This is a genomic window from Paenibacillus marinisediminis, from assembly GCF_054343325.1.
Map to the genome: position 1 here is coordinate 298,015 of NZ_JBTGUH010000006.1, position 17,677 is coordinate 315,691.

14 protein-coding genes are annotated in these 17,677 nt (G+C 45.8%); 8 read left to right on the forward strand and 6 right to left on the reverse strand.

The features are described 5' to 3' along the window. Nucleotides 1–19: 19 nt before the first annotated feature. From mnmG to rpmH, 6 genes are all read right to left on the reverse strand, one after another. Nucleotides 20–1,948 carry a tRNA uridine-5-carboxymethylaminomethyl(34) synthesis enzyme MnmG gene (gene mnmG, locus ACXX53_RS15675; RefSeq protein WP_458569600.1) on the reverse strand — a complete coding sequence of 643 codons (1,929 nt, stop codon included), beginning with the start codon at nucleotides 1,946–1,948 and terminating at the stop codon, nucleotides 20–22. A gap of 85 nt (nucleotides 1,949–2,033) precedes the next feature. Then, a complete protein-coding gene (gene mnmE / locus ACXX53_RS15680; RefSeq protein WP_458569601.1) occupies nucleotides 2,034–3,410 on the reverse strand; it encodes a tRNA uridine-5-carboxymethylaminomethyl(34) synthesis GTPase MnmE in 1,377 nt (458 codons plus the stop codon). 144 nt (nucleotides 3,411–3,554) lie between these two features. Further along, on the reverse strand, nucleotides 3,555–4,343 hold the full coding sequence (jag, locus tag ACXX53_RS15685) for an RNA-binding cell elongation regulator Jag/EloR (RefSeq protein WP_458569602.1): 789 nt from the start codon (nucleotides 4,341–4,343) through the stop codon (nucleotides 3,555–3,557). Beyond that, nucleotides 4,340–5,113: a YidC/Oxa1 family membrane protein insertase gene (locus tag ACXX53_RS15690; protein WP_458569619.1), complete on the reverse strand. Its 774-nt coding sequence runs from the start codon at nucleotides 5,111–5,113 to the stop codon at nucleotides 4,340–4,342. The genes jag and ACXX53_RS15690 overlap by 4 nt, the downstream gene beginning before the upstream one ends. A gap of 163 nt (nucleotides 5,114–5,276) precedes the next feature. Then, nucleotides 5,277–5,615: a ribonuclease P protein component gene (rnpA, locus tag ACXX53_RS15695; RefSeq protein ID WP_458569603.1), complete on the reverse strand. Its 339-nt coding sequence runs from the start codon at nucleotides 5,613–5,615 to the stop codon at nucleotides 5,277–5,279. Nucleotides 5,616–5,811: 196 nt separating this feature from the next. Continuing rightward, nucleotides 5,812–5,946, reverse strand: coding sequence for a 50S ribosomal protein L34 (gene rpmH, locus ACXX53_RS15700; RefSeq protein ID WP_458569604.1), 135 nt, complete (start codon nucleotides 5,944–5,946; stop codon nucleotides 5,812–5,814). A gap of 807 nt (nucleotides 5,947–6,753) precedes the next feature. On the opposite strand from rpmH, the gene dnaA reads away from it, so the two are divergent. The 8 genes from dnaA to ACXX53_RS15740 all read left to right on the forward strand — a co-directional run bounded on the left by dnaA (nucleotide 6,754) and on the right by ACXX53_RS15740 (nucleotide 17,360). After that, nucleotides 6,754–8,109 (forward strand): chromosomal replication initiator protein DnaA, encoded by a 1,356-nt coding sequence (gene dnaA, locus ACXX53_RS15705; protein ID WP_458569620.1) that lies wholly within the window; start codon nucleotides 6,754–6,756, stop codon nucleotides 8,107–8,109. Between the two features lie 180 nt (nucleotides 8,110–8,289). Then, a complete protein-coding gene (dnaN, locus tag ACXX53_RS15710) occupies nucleotides 8,290–9,432 on the forward strand; it encodes a DNA polymerase III subunit beta (RefSeq protein WP_458569605.1) in 1,143 nt (380 codons plus the stop codon). Between the two features lie 42 nt (nucleotides 9,433–9,474). Further along, nucleotides 9,475–9,702, forward strand: a complete 228-nt coding sequence (locus ACXX53_RS15715; protein ID WP_458569606.1) for an RNA-binding S4 domain-containing protein — start codon at nucleotides 9,475–9,477, stop codon at nucleotides 9,700–9,702. Between the two features lie 3 nt (nucleotides 9,703–9,705). Then, nucleotides 9,706–10,818 carry a DNA replication/repair protein RecF gene (gene recF, locus ACXX53_RS15720; protein WP_458569607.1) on the forward strand — a complete coding sequence of 371 codons (1,113 nt, stop codon included), beginning with the start codon at nucleotides 9,706–9,708 and terminating at the stop codon, nucleotides 10,816–10,818. 13 nt (nucleotides 10,819–10,831) lie between these two features. After that, complete coding sequence (gene remB / locus ACXX53_RS15725; protein ID WP_458569608.1) at nucleotides 10,832–11,098, forward strand: extracellular matrix regulator RemB; 267 nt, start codon at nucleotides 10,832–10,834, stop codon at nucleotides 11,096–11,098. A gap of 23 nt (nucleotides 11,099–11,121) precedes the next feature. Next, nucleotides 11,122–13,032 carry a DNA topoisomerase (ATP-hydrolyzing) subunit B gene (gene gyrB, locus ACXX53_RS15730; RefSeq protein WP_458569621.1) on the forward strand — a complete coding sequence of 637 codons (1,911 nt, stop codon included), beginning with the start codon at nucleotides 11,122–11,124 and terminating at the stop codon, nucleotides 13,030–13,032. A gap of 481 nt (nucleotides 13,033–13,513) precedes the next feature. Continuing rightward, on the forward strand, nucleotides 13,514–16,003 hold the full coding sequence (gene gyrA, locus ACXX53_RS15735; protein ID WP_458569609.1) for a DNA gyrase subunit A: 2,490 nt from the start codon (nucleotides 13,514–13,516) through the stop codon (nucleotides 16,001–16,003). Between the two features lie 244 nt (nucleotides 16,004–16,247). Beyond that, nucleotides 16,248–17,360, forward strand: a complete 1,113-nt coding sequence (locus ACXX53_RS15740; RefSeq protein WP_458569610.1) for an HD-GYP domain-containing protein — start codon at nucleotides 16,248–16,250, stop codon at nucleotides 17,358–17,360. Nucleotides 17,361–17,677 lie beyond the last annotated feature (317 nt).

Consider the following 17,677-nt stretch of genomic DNA (forward strand, 5'->3'; position numbering starts at 1 on the left):
TATTCCCCACTATTCTTGATTATACTTCTGATGATTCAGCCTCTGCTTCAGCTTGTGCCTGTCTCTTAGCTGTCACTCGATTATAATGTTCAAGATAAACGAGCAGGATCGATATATCAGCAGGTGTTACTCCGGAGATACGCGAAGCCTGACCGATGGACAGCGGGCGAATCTTAGCGAGCTTCTGCCTTGCTTCAATCGCAATTCCATGAATATCTTCATAGATCAGATCTTCTGGTATCCGCTTCTTCTCCATCTTCTGCAGTCGTTCAACTTGCAGAAGCTGCTTCTCAATATATCCAGCGTATTTGATCTGGATCTCTACTTGCTCCTTCATCTCATCATCCAATGGAAGCGGAGATGGGAACAACGTTTCAACTTGAGCATAGCTCAATTCTGGTCGGCGCAGCAGCGTCACGGCATCGCAGCCATTCGTTAGTGGCGCAGAACCTGCTTCAGCCAGCAGCGCTTGAACCGCTTCATCAGGACGCACCTTCGTCGTCTTCAAGCGCTCCATCTCTTGCTCGACCAGCGACACCTTGTTCTGGAAAGCCGCATAGCGCGCTTCTGAGATCAAACCGATGTCATGACCGATTTGAGTAAGACGGAGGTCAGCATTATCATGGCGGAGCAGCAACCGATACTCGGCACGGGATGTGAGCAAGCGGTACGGCTCATTCGTTCCTTTGGTGACGAGGTCATCAATCATCACGCCAATATAGCCTTGTGATCGATCCAGAATAATCGGATCGCGCCCTTGCACCTTGAGTGCGGCATTGATGCCGGCCATTAAGCCTTGCCCTGCCGCTTCTTCATATCCGGATGTGCCGTTAATCTGCCCTGCTGTAAACAAGCCGTTCACTTTCTTCGTTTCGAGCGATGGCCACAATTGTGTAGGAATAACCGCATCGTATTCAATCGCATAACCGGTGCGCATCATTTCAACATTTTCAAGACCTGGCACCGAGCGCAGCATCTGCAATTGAACATCTTCCGGCATACTTGTTGATAGACCTTGGACATAGTATTCTTTCGTGTTCTTGCCTTCTGGCTCCAGGAAGATCTGATGCTTCGGCTTATCGGCAAAACGAACGATCTTGTCCTCTATAGAAGGACAGTATCTCGGCCCCGTCCCTTCGATCACACCCGAGTACATCGGGGCACGATGAAGATTAGCGTTAATCACTTGATGCGTTTGTTCCGAAGTATACGTTAACCAGCATGGGAGCTGCTCATTATCTGAATGCTTTGTCTCATAAGAGAAAAATTTCGGATTGTCGTCTCCAGGTTGAATTTCTGTCTTCGAGAAATCAATGGTTTCACCATGTACACGCGGAGGCGTACCTGTCTTGAAGCGAACCAGATCCAAACCAATCTCCTTCAAGCTTGCAGACAGCTTAACAGAAGGCTGTTGATTGTTCGGGCCGCTCTCATATACCAGCTCACCCATAATGATTCTGCCGCGCAAGTAAGTACCTGTCGTAATAACGACAGCTTTCGCCATATACCGCGCTCCGCTCTTTGTTTCAACGCCTACAATCTTGCCGTCTTCAACGAGGAGCTCCTCCACCATACCTTGACGAAGTGTCAGATTCGGTGTCATCTCAATCGTTTCTTTCATCGTTTGTTGGTAAAGGAACTTATCAGCCTGCGCGCGCAGCGCATGTACTGCTGGTCCTTTACCTGTATTCAGCATCCGCATCTGAATGAAAGTCTTATCAATATTGCGGCCCATCTCTCCGCCAAGCGCATCAATCTCACGTACGACATGGCCTTTGGCAGGCCCCCCGATAGAAGGATTACATGGCATAAAGGCGACCATATCCAAGTTGATCGTCAGCAACAGCGTATTACAACCCATGCGGGCCGCGGCCAACGCGGCTTCACAACCCGCATGACCGGCTCCGATGACGATCACATCTGATTCGCCAGCTAAAAATGGCTTCATTTGCTCCCTCCTTACCTCAACTTATTTTATTTATATAACACACCATTCCACAGTCAAACTTGGCTGCATGTCAGTACCCATCCGATTACTTACCTAAGCAGAATTGAGAGAAAATCTGATCAATGAGCGATTCCCCAACTGCATCGCCAATGATCTCACCAAGCTGCTCCCAAGCCGTACGGACGTCAATCTGAATCATATCGATCGGAATACCTGCCTTAGCTGCATCAACGGCATCCGTAAGGGACTTCTTGGCCTGATGAAGCAGACCGATATGACGGACGTTACTTACATAAGTCGCATCTTGGGACTCAATTTTGCCCGTGAAGAACATATCTGAGATCGCCTTCTCTAACGCATCAATACCCTCTTGGAGCATAGCAGACATCTTTACGATATGGATACCTTTATTTATAGATTCAAGCTCAGTGATATCCAACTGATTAGGCAAATCCATTTTATTCACAATGACGATCACTTGTCTACCCATAACTTCGCGCAGCAGCTCTCGCTCATCATCGTGAAGCGGTTCATTGTTGTTCAATACGTATAAGATGAGATCCGCTTCCTGGAGCGCGCTTCTTGACCGTTCAACACCGATTCGCTCCACTACATCAGAAGTTTCACGCATTCCTGCTGTATCGAGCAAACGCAGAGGTATGCCGTTAATCGTGATCATCTCTTCGATAACATCGCGAGTGGTTCCCGGAATATCGGTCACGATCGCCTTGTTGTCCTGCGCTAACGCATTCAACAGCGACGACTTCCCGACATTCGGACGGCCAATGATGGCAGTAACGATACCTTCACGTAATATCTTGCCTTCTGATGCCGTCTTTAATAAGCGATCAACGGCTGTAATCACAGAGCCGCACTGATTCTGGATATACGCGCTCGTCAATTCTTCAACATCGTGCTCTGGATAGTCGATGTTGACCTCAATATGCGCAAGCGTCTCCACCAATGTATGACGCAATGCTTTGATGCGCGTAGATAGTTGACCCTGCGCCTGCTTCATCGCTACATCAAACGCTCGATCTGACTTCGAGCGAATCAAGTCCATAACCGCTTCTGCTTGCGACAAGTCAATTCGCCCGTTCAGGAAGGCGCGCTTCGTGAACTCGCCTGGCTCTGCGACACGAATGCGCTGCTTCAGCAGCAGCTCCATGACGCGGCGTATGGAAACCACACCGCCGTGCGTATTAATCTCCACCACATCTTCAGTCGTGTAGGAACGAGGACCGCGCATAAGCGAGACCAATACCTCCTCCACACGTTCTTGCGTGTCTAGATCCACAATATAGCCGTATTGTATCGTATGCGATGCCGCTTCCGACAATTTCGTCTTGGAGCGAAAGATGCGCTCCACTTCCGTGACCGCATCCTCACCGCTCACGCGGATAATCGCGATGCCGCCTTCGCCAAGCGGTGTCGATATCGCAGCTATCGTATCGGTGAACATATGACCCCCCCTATCCAACTTATATGCTGTACCTGTGCTTCACTCTAGGGACGCAATAATCTAAAAAAAGCAATGATTACCCCAAACCATCAGGGGCAATCATTGCGTGATATTCATCGTGCTATGAACATGCATAACATGGGATTATTTCAAGGCGATCACGATACGACGGTTAGGGTCTTCTCCCTTGCTGTACGTTTTCACCTTGCCATGGTCCTGCAGCTTCGCATGAATAATCTTGCGCTCCTGCGGGGACATCGGTTCGAGCACCACTTCTTTGCGTGTACGAATGACCTTGTTAGCAAGGCGTTCCGCCAATGCTTCAAGAGTCTGTTTCCGGCGATCGCGGAATTGTTCTGCATCAAGTACGATACGCAGATGCTGATCAGAGTAACGATTAGCGACCAGATTGGTCAAGTATTGCAAGGAATCCAATGTCTGTCCGCGTCGTCCGATAATGAGTCCCAGATCATCGCCCGCAATATCAAACAAGATATGCTCTCGCTTCTTGTCCACTACCACGTCAACTTCCAGCCCCATCGTACGGGCCACATCCATGACAAACAGCTTCGCTTCTTCAATGCCGTTCGCTGCTGTCTTTCCTTCATTACTTGCTTGCTTCAATATCGCGTCATGCTTCAGGTCGTCAGTCCTACCCTGCTTCGATTCCTCATCTGCATGGATCGATGGCGCACTAACAGCAGCTGCAGAAACCTGCGCTTTCTCTGCCGTTGCATGTGCCGCTGTGCTTGGAGCAGGCTGAATAAGCGTAAGCTCAACTTTGGCAGGACGCGTGCCTATAAACCCCAAAAACCCTTTTGACGGCTGCTCGATTACACGAACAGTCACTTCGTCTTTCGTGACCTTGAGTTCGGCTAAGCCTTTCTGAACAGCTTCTTCGATCGTCTTCCCTGATACAGTCAAGGTACTCATTTCGCCGGTTGTACCTCCTTGTCTCGATTCCGATAAAGGAAATAGTTCTGAATGATTGTAAAGGTGTTACTGTATACCCAATAGAGAGGCAATGCCGCTGGGAAGCTCATGGACATTACGAAGATCAATACAGGGAATACGAGCATCATAAATTGCATGGAAGATGCCATCTGATTGGACATCATCTTCGATTGAATAAATGTCGTCGTTGCTGCGATTACAGGCAGGATATAGTAAGGATCCGGCTCACCCAGCTTCAACCACAGGAATTCATGCATTCGTACATTAGAGTTCATATATATCGCATTATACAATGCAATAAATACTGGCATCTGAATCAACATTGGTAAACAGCCCGCAAGCGGATTCACTTTGTGCTGCTGGAACAGCTTCATCGTTTCTTCTTGCTGCTTCTGTGGATTGTCTTTATACTTTTTCTTCAGTTCTGCCAATTGCGGCTGAATCTTTTGCATTTGTCTAGAGCTTTTCACTTGCTTAATCGTTAGCGGCAAGATCGCCGTACGCACGATAACGGTAATCATCAGGATAGCTAATCCATATTCACCGTTAAACCAACCAGCAAACGTATCCAATGCTAATGAAAAATAATAAACTACGTTTCTTTCCCAGAAATTTCCCTGTAGAAGATCCTCAGTTTTCATTGTGGCCATTGTATTAGAAGAAGTACATCCACTTAACAGCACAAGAAACATGACGGATATTACCACGAGGAGCCATTTACGGTTCGTAAACAACTTTTTCAGTTTCAGCGACAATAACAAAACTCCTCTCTACACCATCCGATTCCAAAGATAATATATCATACTTCACCTATTAAAGGAAACGGTACAAGCCCTGATATACATACGTTTCACTTCTGTTTTAACGAAAGGTTGGATGTTTAATTTTTGGAAACAACATTTTCTGATTGTTTCATTTAAATATTGAGGCTTTTCGACATACGTGAAGCACACTCTTCGTCAATTGTTCATAGTCCATATCCACGGCACCTTTACGAACAATAATGACAAGATCAACATGGTCCTTGATCCGATCGGCGTGCTGCCTCATGATTTCCTTAATCAGGCGTCTCATACGATTTCTAACGACGGCATTGCCAATTTTTTTGCTTGCGGAAATACCGACGCGGAATTTCTCCACCTCAGGTCTAGGGTAAACGTATAAGACGAGCTGGTGATTGGCCCACGAACGTCCGTATCGATATACGCGGCTGAAATCCGCGCGATCTTTTAGACGATATTCACTTTGCACAGTCGTACTCCTGCCTATCTCGTATCAGCTCAAGCTGCATAATCATATAGGTAATAAATCAAGAGACTTATTTTCCAAAGTATGTACCTGAGCCCGCTGGAATAAACATCATAGTTACGTATATTACGCATAAATCTGAATGAAGCTGATGATAAAGAAAAAAAAGACCACCGCAGTGGTCTCGGATGCAGCGTTATTAAGCGCTCAATACTTTGCGGCCTTTTTGACGACGAGCAGCCAGTACCTTGCGGCCATTCTTCGTGCTCATACGCGTACGGAAACCGTGAACTTTCTTGCGCTTGCTCACGTTTGGTTTAAATGTTGGTCTCATTCTAATTGCACCTCCTCAAACAGGAACATTCATGTTAAACCGGTCAAAACCGGCTTTGTGCTCAAAGCATAAAAATCCTTTATATATTTAATCAGAAATATAGCAAAAAGTCAATGCTCGACCCATCCGCGCATTTCAACGCATACTAGCCGAACTCTTCTCTTGATCACAATACCTTTTCTATTTCATAAATTGACTATTCACAAAATGATAATCCACCAACATCAATCCTCATCATTCTTCAATAGTTATTAACATGTGCAAAACTTTCCGATTTGTAGACATTTTTCATCAATCATTTGTGTATAACATTCGACGGCATATTCATCGCCGCTGTCGAACAGTCACAAGTTATAAACAATATCTAGTGTTGTATATAAAATATATACACAAGCTATTGAATTTGTGGATAAAATTTGGACTATCGTTGAAATATAAGGGCTCATCTGCTATGCTTATATTGCTTTTCGGTTGTGAATAGTTTCAGTTTATCCATACTTATTAACAACCTGTGGATAACATTGTGTACAAGTTATCCTCACCTGTTATTAATTTCATTACTGCAATGTTGTTATTGTGGATAATAATGAACATAGTACGGTATATTTCGACAGTGGCCGCAGCATTGCGTCTTGTCGTTACCAACATAGACCCCGACAATGCGCCCTTGCATATTCAGAGGGCTTTCTGTAAGCAGAGAGAGCCCTCCTTGCGCACTTTGTCGGGGAAATTGTCCTTATAGGCGAATTTGCCGGGGGAGCGCGTCACCTGTGACGACGCAACAGGTTTGAAGGAGTGAAACCATCTGTGGATCGCCAAGTAAATGCATACTGGCAAGAAATACTGACCGTCGTGCAGACCAAATTGAGCAAGCCGAGCTTTGATACTTGGTTTAAAGCTACCAAAGCGGTCAAGTATACTGACACCCAGCTCATTATTACAGCACCGACTACCTTTGCCGTTGAATGGCTGGAGAGCCGTTATACGAAGCTTATTAGTTCAACTGTATACGAGATGACCGGCAAGCAAGTAGAGGTCAAATTCATCATCGAGGAAGCGGCGCAGGTCGAGCCAGAGATCGTACAGCCGCAATCTCCGCCGCCGCGCGCGGTATTGCAGGAGGAACCCGTATCCAACATATTGAATCCGAAGTACACATTCGATACGTTCGTTATCGGTTCCAACAACCGTTTTGCGCATGCAGCGTCACTCGCTGTTGCTGAAGCTCCAGCTAAGGCTTACAATCCGTTGTTTTTATATGGAGGCGTTGGTCTCGGAAAGACTCACTTGATGCATGCGATCGGTCATTATGTGTTGGAGCATAATCCGAATAGCCGCGTCGTATACACAACATCTGAGAAGTTTATGAATGAGTTCATTAACTCGATTCGTGATAATAGAGGCGAAATCTTCCGTAACAAATACCGCACGATCGATATTCTGCTCATAGACGACATCCAGTTCCTTGCGGGCAAGGAATCGACTCAAGAGGAATTTTTCCATACGTTTAATGCGCTTCATAACGACAATAAACAGATTGTCATTTCCAGTGATAGACCGCCTAAAGAGATCGAGACGCTGGAAGAGCGGCTGCGTTCCCGTTTTGAATGGGGACTAATCACCGATATTCAGCCTCCTGATCTGGAGACGCGGATTGCGATCCTGCGCAAGAAAGCGAAAGCGGAGAATCTCGATATTCCGAACGAAGCGATGGTATATGTCGCTAATCAGATCAATACGAACATCCGTGAACTCGAAGGGGCTCTGACTCGAGTTGTTGCTTATTCGACGATGACGAATCAGGATATTACGACTCATCTAACGGCTGAAGCGTTAAAAGACATTATTCCGAGCAGCAGACCAAAGATCATTACCATTCATGATATTCAACAAAGAGTTGGCGAGTTTTACGGATTGAAGTTGGAAGACTTTAAAGCGCGTAAACGGACCAAGGCCATAGCATTTCCTCGTCAGATTGCGATGTACCTGTCGCGTGAATTAACGGACTACTCATTGCCTAAGATCGGGGAAGCATTCGGAGGCAGAGATCATACGACGGTTATCCATGCGCATGAGAAGATTACACAATCACTAGCCGACGATCAAGAGTTGTACAAGGTCATCCAGAATCTCATCGACAAAATTAAAAACCCGACACTGTGAACAAAATGACAAGCCTATGCACAAACTATACACATGTGGATAGGCTTTATCTTATATAAGCTCAGACCACTTATCCACATATCCACGGTCCCTATTACTATTACTATAAATTATTTAAAAGATATTCATCATAGAAATAGTGGTCCACAATCAACACTTAAGCATTCGAGGAGTGAAAGTATGAAGTTATCCATTCTGAAAAATGAACTGAACGAAGCAATACAAAATGTATCAAAAGCCATTTCCAGCCGAACGACTATCCCCATTTTGACAGGAATTAAGGTTGACGTTACCTTTCAAGGGGTAACACTGACCGCAAGTGATACGGATATATCCATTCAAAGCTTTATACCTGTTGAAGATGACAAACAAACGATTGCTCAAATTGAGCGTCCAGGCAGTGTCGTATTGCCTGCTAAATTTTTTGTTGAGATTATTAAGAAGCTGCCTTCCCAATATATTGAGATTGAAGTCAAGGAACAATTTCAAACGTATCTTCGTGCAGGCAAGACGGATATCCAGATGGTCGGCTTAGACCCAGAAGAATATCCAGTGCTTCCTAGCATCGAAGAGAACCAAGTCATTACCGTGAACGGCGATCTGCTTCGAACGATGATCAAGCAAACGGTATTTGCCATTTCCACGAATGAGACAACACCGATATTGACAGGGCTGTTATGGAATCTTCAAGACGCGGAATTAAAATTTGTGGCAACTGACCGTCATCGCTTGGCAAGCCGAACGGCTCGCATTGATGTAGATCCAGATATCCGCTTCCAAAACATTGTTATTTCGGGTAAGACGTTGAACGAATTGAGCAAGATCATTCCAGATCAGAACACACTTGTAGACATCGTCGTTGCGGATAATCAGGTGTTGTTTAAGATCGACCATGTACTGTTCTATTCGCGTATTCTCGATGGGACATTCCCTGATACTTCTAGAATTATTCCGACACAATTCAAAACAGAACTCGTCCTGGACACAAAAAAATTGACGGAAGCGATCGACCGTGCTTATTTGCTGTCTCGTGAGGAAAAAACAAACATTGTTCGCCTTCAAACTAAAGAGGACGGAACGATTGAAATATCATCGAGCTCCTCAGAGCTAGGCCGTGTTACGGAAGAACTCGAAGTGAAACAATTTGACGGCGATCCGCTGCGGATTGCATTCAACTCCAAATATATGCTTGATGTACTCAAGGTTATTGAGTGCGAGCACATCAACATTTACTTTACCGGCGCTATGAGCCCGATCATTATTAAGCCAACTGAAGGTGTAAACAGCTTGCACTTGATCTTGCCATACCGCACAACGAACTAAGGATAGAGGGCAATAGCCTTGCTCCGAAAAGGAGGAACAAAGATGAAAGACATCGCGATAGCAACAGACAAAACCGCATACATTCAGTTAGGTCAATTTCTTAAGCTTGCTGGCTGTGCGTCGACTGGCGGTCACGCTAAGATCATGCTGGCCGAGGAAGCTGTGCGAGTGAACGGAGAAGTAGATACTCGCCGTGGACGCAAATTGTATCCAAACGATACGGTCGAAGTGGACGGCTGCGGCAGTTTCCGCGTTGTTCAGGAGGGTTAACGATTGCTCGTCAGATCGCTGGCCCTGAATCACTATCGCAATTATGAGACGCTGGAGCTCGATACGAACCATCAAGTCAATTTGTTCGTAGGACGGAATGCGCAAGGCAAGACTAATCTGCTGGAAGCGATATTCGTACTGGCATTGACGAAGTCGCATCGTACGTCTAAGGACAAAGAGCTTATTGGCTGGGATGCGGATCAAGCCAATCTGCATGCTTCTATTGAGCGCAAGTACGGCGTATGCCAATTGGATCTATCCATATCGAAGCAAGGGAAGAAGGCTAAGCTGAACGGTTTGGAGCAGCGGAAGCTTAGCGGCTTTATCGGTTCTCTCAATGTGGTGATGTTCGCGCCAGAGGACCTTGAGATCGTGAAGGGAAGCCCGAGCGTTCGACGCCGCTTTCTTGACATGGAGATTGGTCAAGTTCAGCCTAGTTATTTGTATCATCTACAGCAGTTTCAGAAAGTGCTTGTTCAGCGCAACAACCTACTGAAGCAAATGTGGGATGACAAGGCTAAGGCGTCCCATGTGATGCTGGATATTTTTAATGAACAGCTTGCTGAACATAGCGTTAAGATTGTTAAGAAAAGGAAACAATATTTAAGAAAGCTCCAGGTGTGGGCAGAGCAGATTCACGCCGGCATTACCAATGGTCAGGAGCAGCTCCTTATTGACTATCAGCCTTCGTTTACAGCCGAGGGTGAGGATGACACTGTCTTATTGGAGCAATTTATGATAAAATTAACACAAATGCATAATCAGGAAGTGCGGCGCGGGATGACCTTGGTTGGACCGCATCGCGATGACCTGCTGTTCTCGATAAACGGTAAAGAAGTGCAAACATACGGCTCTCAAGGTCAGCAGCGTACCACCGCGCTATCGTTGAAACTTGCAGAGATTGAGCTGATGCATGAGGAGATTGGTGAGTATCCGGTGCTGTTGCTTGATGATGTATTATCTGAGCTCGATACTTATCGGCAGACACAGCTCATAGAAACATTCCAAGGGAAAGTGCAAACTTTCATTACGACGACCGGAGTCGAGGGCATTCATGCAAGCAAGCTGCAGGATGCAAACATTTTTCATGTAGATGGTGGGCAAGTCAAGCGCTGATGAGGTGAGTTGAATGTATATACACTTGGGTGGCGAGAAGGTGATCCGCTCTTCTGAGCTGGTCGCTATATTCGACATTACCATTGAGAAGTCATCCAAATTATCCAAGCAATTTGTGGCGCATTCTCTCAAGATGAAGAACATCGAGAGTATAGGGGAAGAAGAAGCGAAGTCGATTGTCGTCACGACCGGAAAAGTGTATTACTCACCGATATCGTCGACAACACTCAAGAAGCGTTCGCATCACTTGCCGCGCGTGGATGAAGATAGACGGGATTGAAATTAGAGAAGTGGGTGAATGGCATGTCTTTGAACCAGAATTCGTATGATGAAAGTCAGATACAGGTGTTGGAAGGCCTAGAGGCCGTACGGAAGCGTCCGGGTATGTATATCGGCTCTACCAGCGCTAAAGGTCTTCATCATCTGGTCTGGGAAGTCGTTGACAATAGTATCGATGAGGCATTGGCTGGATATTGCGACAAGATTATTGTTACTGTCCATCCAGATAACAGCATCTCGGTTGTGGATAATGGACGCGGAATTCCAGTTGGTGAGAACCAGAAACTGAAACGCTCGACGGTTGAGGTTGTTATGACCGTTCTTCACGCCGGGGGTAAGTTCGGAGGAGAAGGCTACAAAGTATCCGGCGGTCTTCACGGTGTTGGTGTGTCAGTCGTTAATGCATTGTCCGAGAAGCTTATCGTAACTGTTAAACGAGACGGACATATTCACCAACAAGAGTACCGTCGAGGTGTCCCTCAATATGACCTCAAGATCATAGGTGATACAGATGAAACGGGAACAACGATTAAGTTCTTCCCTGACCATGAAGTGTTTACAGAAACGCAAATTTTTGATTACGAACTGCTCGCTTCCCGTATTCGGGAGCTTGCTTTCTTGAATAAAGGCATTGAGATCCAGCTCGCTGACGAGCGAACAGGCAATTCCCATGTGTTCAAGTATGACGGCGGTATTATTGAATTCGTCGAATATCTGAACCGCAACCGCGAGAAGCTGCATGAGCCGCCTATCTATGTAGAAGGTTTAAAGGATAATATCTCGGTTGAAATATCCTTGCAGTACAATGACAGCTATACAGACAATATCTATTCCTTTGCCAACAATATTCACACTCATGAGGGCGGAACGCACGAGTCAGGCTTCAAAAGCGCATTAACACGTATTATTAACGATTATGCGCGCAAGATGAACCTGATGAAGGACAGTGACGCCAACCTGACGGGTGATGATGTACGTGAAGGATTGGCGACAATCATATCCGTTAAGATCCCTGATCCGCAGTTCGAAGGTCAGACGAAGACGAAGCTAGGAAACAGTGAAGTGCGCGGTATCGTGGAATCGGTATTTGCGGACAAATTCATGCAGTTCCTCGTTGAGAATCCGGCTGTCTCTCGCAAGATTCTGGAGAAGGGAACACAAGCTGCACGTGCTCGTGAAGCAGCTAAACGTGCGCGCGAGTTAACTCGCCGCAAGAGTGCGCTTGAAGTGAGCTCGCTGCCAGGCAAGCTCGCGGATTGCTCCTCCAAGGATCCTTCCATCAGTGAGATTTTCATTGTCGAAGGTGACTCTGCGGGTGGATCGGCGAAGCAAGGGCGTGATCGTCATTTCCAAGCGATCCTGCCGCTACGCGGTAAGATTCTGAACGTAGAGAAGTCTCGTTTGGATAAAGTGCTGTCCAACGCGGAGATTTGCGCCATTATTACAGCACTCGGCACCGGTATTGGTGAAGATTTCGATATCACCAAGGCTCGTTACCACAAGGTCGTTATTATGACCGATGCTGACGTTGATGGAGCGCATATTCGCACGCTGCTCCTAACGTTCTTCTATCGCTATATGAGACAGCTCGTTGAGCGAGGCTATATCTATATCGCACAACCCCCGCTCTTCAAGGTGGAGCGTAATAAAGTTATTCGCTATGCTGATAGTGAGAAGCAGCGCGATGAGATCATCGCAGAGTTCGGTGAAGGAGCTAAGGTCAACGTACAGCGTTATAAAGGTCTTGGCGAGATGAATGCTACACAGCTGTGGGAAACGACGATGGATCCAGAGAGTCGTACGATGCTGCAAGTATCGGTAGACGATGCGAAGCGGGCTGACGAGATCTTTGATACGCTGATGGGTGACCAAGTTGAACCCCGCCGTGATTTTATTCAAGAGCACGCGAAGTTTGTTAAGAACTTGGACATCTAAGTTCGTTGATGACTTCATGAATATACGACACGAGAGTGGAATAAGAATTTCTTCTTCCAGTCTCGTGTTTTTATTAGTCATTATGGATTCGGTAAGCGGTAAGAAGAGTATGATTAACGCTAACGGCTCCACTTTGACGATTATGTACGGTAATGGCTTCATTTCATGGTATAATGAATGATAGTAAGTCCAACCATCCGCTTGGTTAAGATGCATTAGAAGAGGGAGTTCGGCTTAATTGTTCGGATATAAAGCCGAATGAAGTGAACGTTTAATTGTTTCTTATTTGTGAAAGTAATATAATAAGTATAGCGATAAACAAAGGTTTTTTTGCCATTATTAGAGGGAAGGCGGTGCTGTTTCCTGCAAGGGAATCATGCCGTTTTTTCTTGTGAGCAATACGATCCCTCGGCGGAGCGAGATATGGCTGTTATCATACCAATGCGGACGCTGTTAACGAACAATTTGAAGGAGGTCCAGCATGGCAGAAGAACAACAATCGCATATCAAGGATCGTGACATTGGTACGGAGATGCAGGAATCCTTTCTAGATTACGCGATGAGTATCATCGTGAGTCGTGCGCTGCCTGACGTGCGCGACGGTCTGAAGCCGGTTCATCGCCGTATATTGTACGCGATGTCGGAGCTAGGCATGGCACCGGACAAGCCACATAAGAAATCAGCGAGAATCGTCGGTGAAGTTATAGGTAAGTATCACCCACATGGTGACTCTGCAGTTTATGAAACAATGGTTCGTATGGCCCAAGATTTCTCTCTGCGGTACATGTTGGTCGACGGCCATGGTAACTTCGGTTCGATCGACGGTGACGCTGCGGCTGCGATGCGGTATACAGAAGCGAGATTATCCAAGATTGCGATGGAATTATTGCGCGATCTGAATAAAGATACGGTAGACTATGCACCCAACTATGACGGAGAAGAGAAAGAACCGGTCGTATTACCAACCCGTTTCCCTAACTTACTCGTTAATGGTCTATCAGGTATTGCGGTCGGTATGGCGACAAACTTTGCACCGCACAATTTAACAGAAGTTATCGATGGGGTACAAGCATTCATCCGCAATCCGGAACTGACACCGCTTGACCTTATGGAATATATTAAAGGTCCGGACTTCCCTACAGCAGGCTTAATCATGGGAAGAGAAGGCATTCGTCGTGCTTACTCAACTGGTCGAGGCTCTGTTACGATGAGAGCTAGAGCTGAGATCGAGGAGAATGGCGGCAAGGCTCGTATCATCGTAACGGAAATTCCGTATCAGGTGAATAAAGCGCGTCTTGTAGAGAAGATCGCTGAACTCGTACGCGAGAAACGTATTGAAGGTATTACCGACTTGCGTGATGAGTCCGACCGCAACGGTATGCGCATCGTGATCGAGCTTCGCCGCGATGTGAATCCAAGCGTTGTCTTAAACAATCTATATCACCATACGCAGATGCAATCGAACTTCGGCGTAAATATGATCGCTCTGGTTAATAATGAACCGCGCTTGTTGAATCTGCGCGAAGTCATCTATTACTACGTCCAGCATCAGGTTGAGATCATTCGCCGTAGAACAGAATTCGATCTGAAGAAGGCACAAGCTAGAGCCCATATTCTTGAGGGCTTGCAGGTAGCGCTTGACCATCTGGATGAAGTAATAGCGATCATTCGCGGTTCTCGCGGTGATGAGGAAGCGCGCAACAGCTTGATCGAACGTTTTGCCTTATCCTATGATCAAGCACAAGCGATCTTGGATATGCGTCTTCGCCGTCTCACAGGCTTGGAGCGAGAGAGACTTGAAGAAGAATATAACGAGCTGATGAAGAAGATTGCTGAGTATATAGAAATTCTCGGCAGTGAGGAACTCGTCTTGAATATCATTTACGATGAGTTGGAAGAGATCAAGCAGAAGTATGGGGATGAGCGCCGCACGGAGATTACGATCGGTGAAGACATCCTCGACGAAGATCTCATTCCGCGTGAAGATGTTATCGTTACGGTTACACACAGCGGATACATCAAACGTTTGCCTGTTACGACATACCGCAGTCAGAAGCGGGGTGGTCGAGGCGTTGTAGGTATGGGAACGAAGGATGATGATTTCGTTGAGCATATGTTCGTTACGAACTCGCATCATTATCTGATGTTCTTTACCGACAAAGGCAAGGTGTACCGCATTAAGGCATATGAGATTCCTGGCTTGAGCCGAATTGCTCGTGGAACACCGATCATAAACCTGCTTCAGGTTGAGCAGGGTGAGAAGGTTCAAGCGGTTATTCCGGTAGAGGAATTCAACGAAGATCAGTACCTGTTCTTCGCCACACGTGAAGGTATAGTGAAGAAGACGCCTCTGGATAATTACGTGAACATCCGCAAGGGAGGTCTGATCGCTATTAACTTGCGTGAAGAAGACTCCTTGATCGGTGTCAAGCTGACGGATGGTGAGCAGGAGATCATCATGGGAACAAGCACGGGCATGTCGATCCGATTCTCGGAGAAGGATGTTCGTTCTATGGGTCGATCCGCTACAGGCGTTAAGGGTATAGCGCTTGATGATAAAGACTATGTTATTGATATGGATGTCATTGATCCAGCGCTTGATGTTCTTATCATCACGGAAAAAGGTTATGGTAAACGCACCCCTATCGGTGATTACCGTTCCCAGACCCGCGGTGGTAAAGGTATTAAGACGATCAACGTTACAGATAAGAATGGTGCGGTTGTGGGTCTGAAGATCGTTAATGACGAAGATGATCTAATGGTTATTACGGCATCAGGTACCATCATACGTACTAGCATTGACGGCATTTCGCAAATGGGACGTTATGCACAAGGCGTTAAGATCATTAATATTCGCGATGAGGATGCAGTTGCAACTGTTACCCGCTGTGATAAGGCGGAAGAGGAAGAAGAGGAGATTGAGGACCAAACTTCCGATGGAACAGAAACATCTTCAAGTGATGAAGAATAATATAAAGTTTTAAAGTATAGGGACGCAGGATAGTGCGTCCCTATTCATTTTGCGGGGAGATATTGGTAGAATGAAGGTTAGAGCGATTCATGATCTGTTCATGCTCAATATTATCTAATGTTATAGATACGATCATATAGGTTCGAAATGAATATGTTTGCTGCAGATGGTGTCATGCGTAATGGACCTGTTGTGGAGGCATTATAACTTAGTTGTAGATACTAGCTAGGAGTGTGAAAGGTTAATGGTGATGATTCCACTAGCCCAAGTCAATCCGGGTGAACGATTAGCTCAAGATGTATATTCGGTTCTCGGAGGTCTATTGATGTCTAAGAATCGAGTTCTATCTAATCGAGATCTTGAAGTATTGGATGCATTTATGATTCATCAGCTTGAAATAGAACGCAATACGGATAAAGAACAAGCTTCAGCCAGAACGAATCCTTCGAAAGATGAGGGGAGCTTGCCTGCGGTCAACTTGCAGCAGGTGTCAGAAGAAGAGCGAATATTTCTTGAAATATGGATGGAACTTGCATCACATGTCGACAAGATGATGGGAACATCCGCTGTAATTCGTATTCCTATATTCGAATTGCGCAGCTTATTGGAAAAGCTCATTGTACATATTAAACAATTTCACCCGATGGCAGTTAGATCCCAGCTTCATGAGCACTTGAATAAAGATATGTCTAACTACTTGATACATAAATCCATTGCGGTAGCGTTAACCTCTTACCTCATAGGGCAATGGATTGACATGCCGCCCAAGGAAGGAATGCAGATTGCACTGGCTGGACTGCTGCATGATATCGGAAAAATAAAGCTAGACGACGATGTCCTTAACAAGCGCGATACATTGACACCTAATGAACAGCTTGAAATAAAACGCCATACTCAGTTTGGCTATGAAATACTCCGTAACACACCTGCCCTCAATGATGGTGTGAAGTTAGCGGCTCTTCAACATCATGAGCGTATTGATGGACAGGGTTATCCATTACGAATATCAGGCGAGAAGATTCACGTGTATGCCAAGATAGTTGCTATAGCAGATATGTTTCATGCGATGACAATGGATCGTGTATATAGAAGGGCAGAGTCGCCTTTCTTAACACTAGAGAAGCTGCAAGAAGCATCCTTTGGCAAGCTCGATCCTCAGATGGTGCTAACGTTCATTCATAAGATGATGAATTTAACTCAAGGAACCGTTGTTAAGCTTAGCGATGGTCGAGTAGGTAGAATTGTATTTATTGATAACCAATATCCAACCCGTCCATGGGTAAGCATTAACGGGACGATAGAACAACTAGTTAAGGACAAGCAGCTATGGATAGAGTCTATTGTAGCTGTTAAGTAGGATAGGATATCGAATCCGGAGATCGCTAAGAGCTGACTGTAAACTGTAAGAGATATAGCGGTATAAAGACAGCTGTTATGTGGTTTTCCGGATGTTTAAAGTTTTTTTAAAGAAATGCTTGCATTGGCATTGCCCATGTGGTATATTAATTAAGTCGCCGCTGAACGACAGGGCGAAACGAAGCGAGAAAGTGCTTCGGAATGAATATTGTTCTTTGAAAACTGAACAACGAGCGAATGTTAGAAATTAACGAGTTAAACTCGTCAGCAATACAAATGAGCAAGTCAAACACTTTTATGGAGAGTTTGATCCTGGCT

Coding starts and splice junctions, on each gene's coding strand:
- remB (WP_458569608.1), top strand. CDS start 10,832: ATGTATATACACTTGGGTGGCGAGAAGGTGATCCGCTCTTCTGAGCTG.
- jag (WP_458569602.1), bottom strand. CDS start 4,343: ATGAGTACCTTGACTGTATCAGGGAAGACGATCGAAGAAGCTGTTCAG.
- dnaN (WP_458569605.1), top strand. CDS start 8,290: ATGAAGTTATCCATTCTGAAAAATGAACTGAACGAAGCAATACAAAAT.
- mnmE (WP_458569601.1), bottom strand. CDS start 3,410: ATGTTCACCGATACGATAGCTGCGATATCGACACCGCTTGGCGAAGGC.
- gyrB (WP_458569621.1), top strand. CDS start 11,122: ATGTCTTTGAACCAGAATTCGTATGATGAAAGTCAGATACAGGTGTTG.
- mnmG (WP_458569600.1), bottom strand. CDS start 1,948: ATGAAGCCATTTTTAGCTGGCGAATCAGATGTGATCGTCATCGGAGCC.
- ACXX53_RS15715 (WP_458569606.1), top strand. CDS start 9,475: ATGAAAGACATCGCGATAGCAACAGACAAAACCGCATACATTCAGTTA.
- gyrA (WP_458569609.1), top strand. CDS start 13,514: ATGGCAGAAGAACAACAATCGCATATCAAGGATCGTGACATTGGTACG.
- ACXX53_RS15740 (WP_458569610.1), top strand. CDS start 16,248: ATGGTGATGATTCCACTAGCCCAAGTCAATCCGGGTGAACGATTAGCT.
- rpmH (WP_458569604.1), bottom strand. CDS start 5,946: ATGAGACCAACATTTAAACCAAACGTGAGCAAGCGCAAGAAAGTTCAC.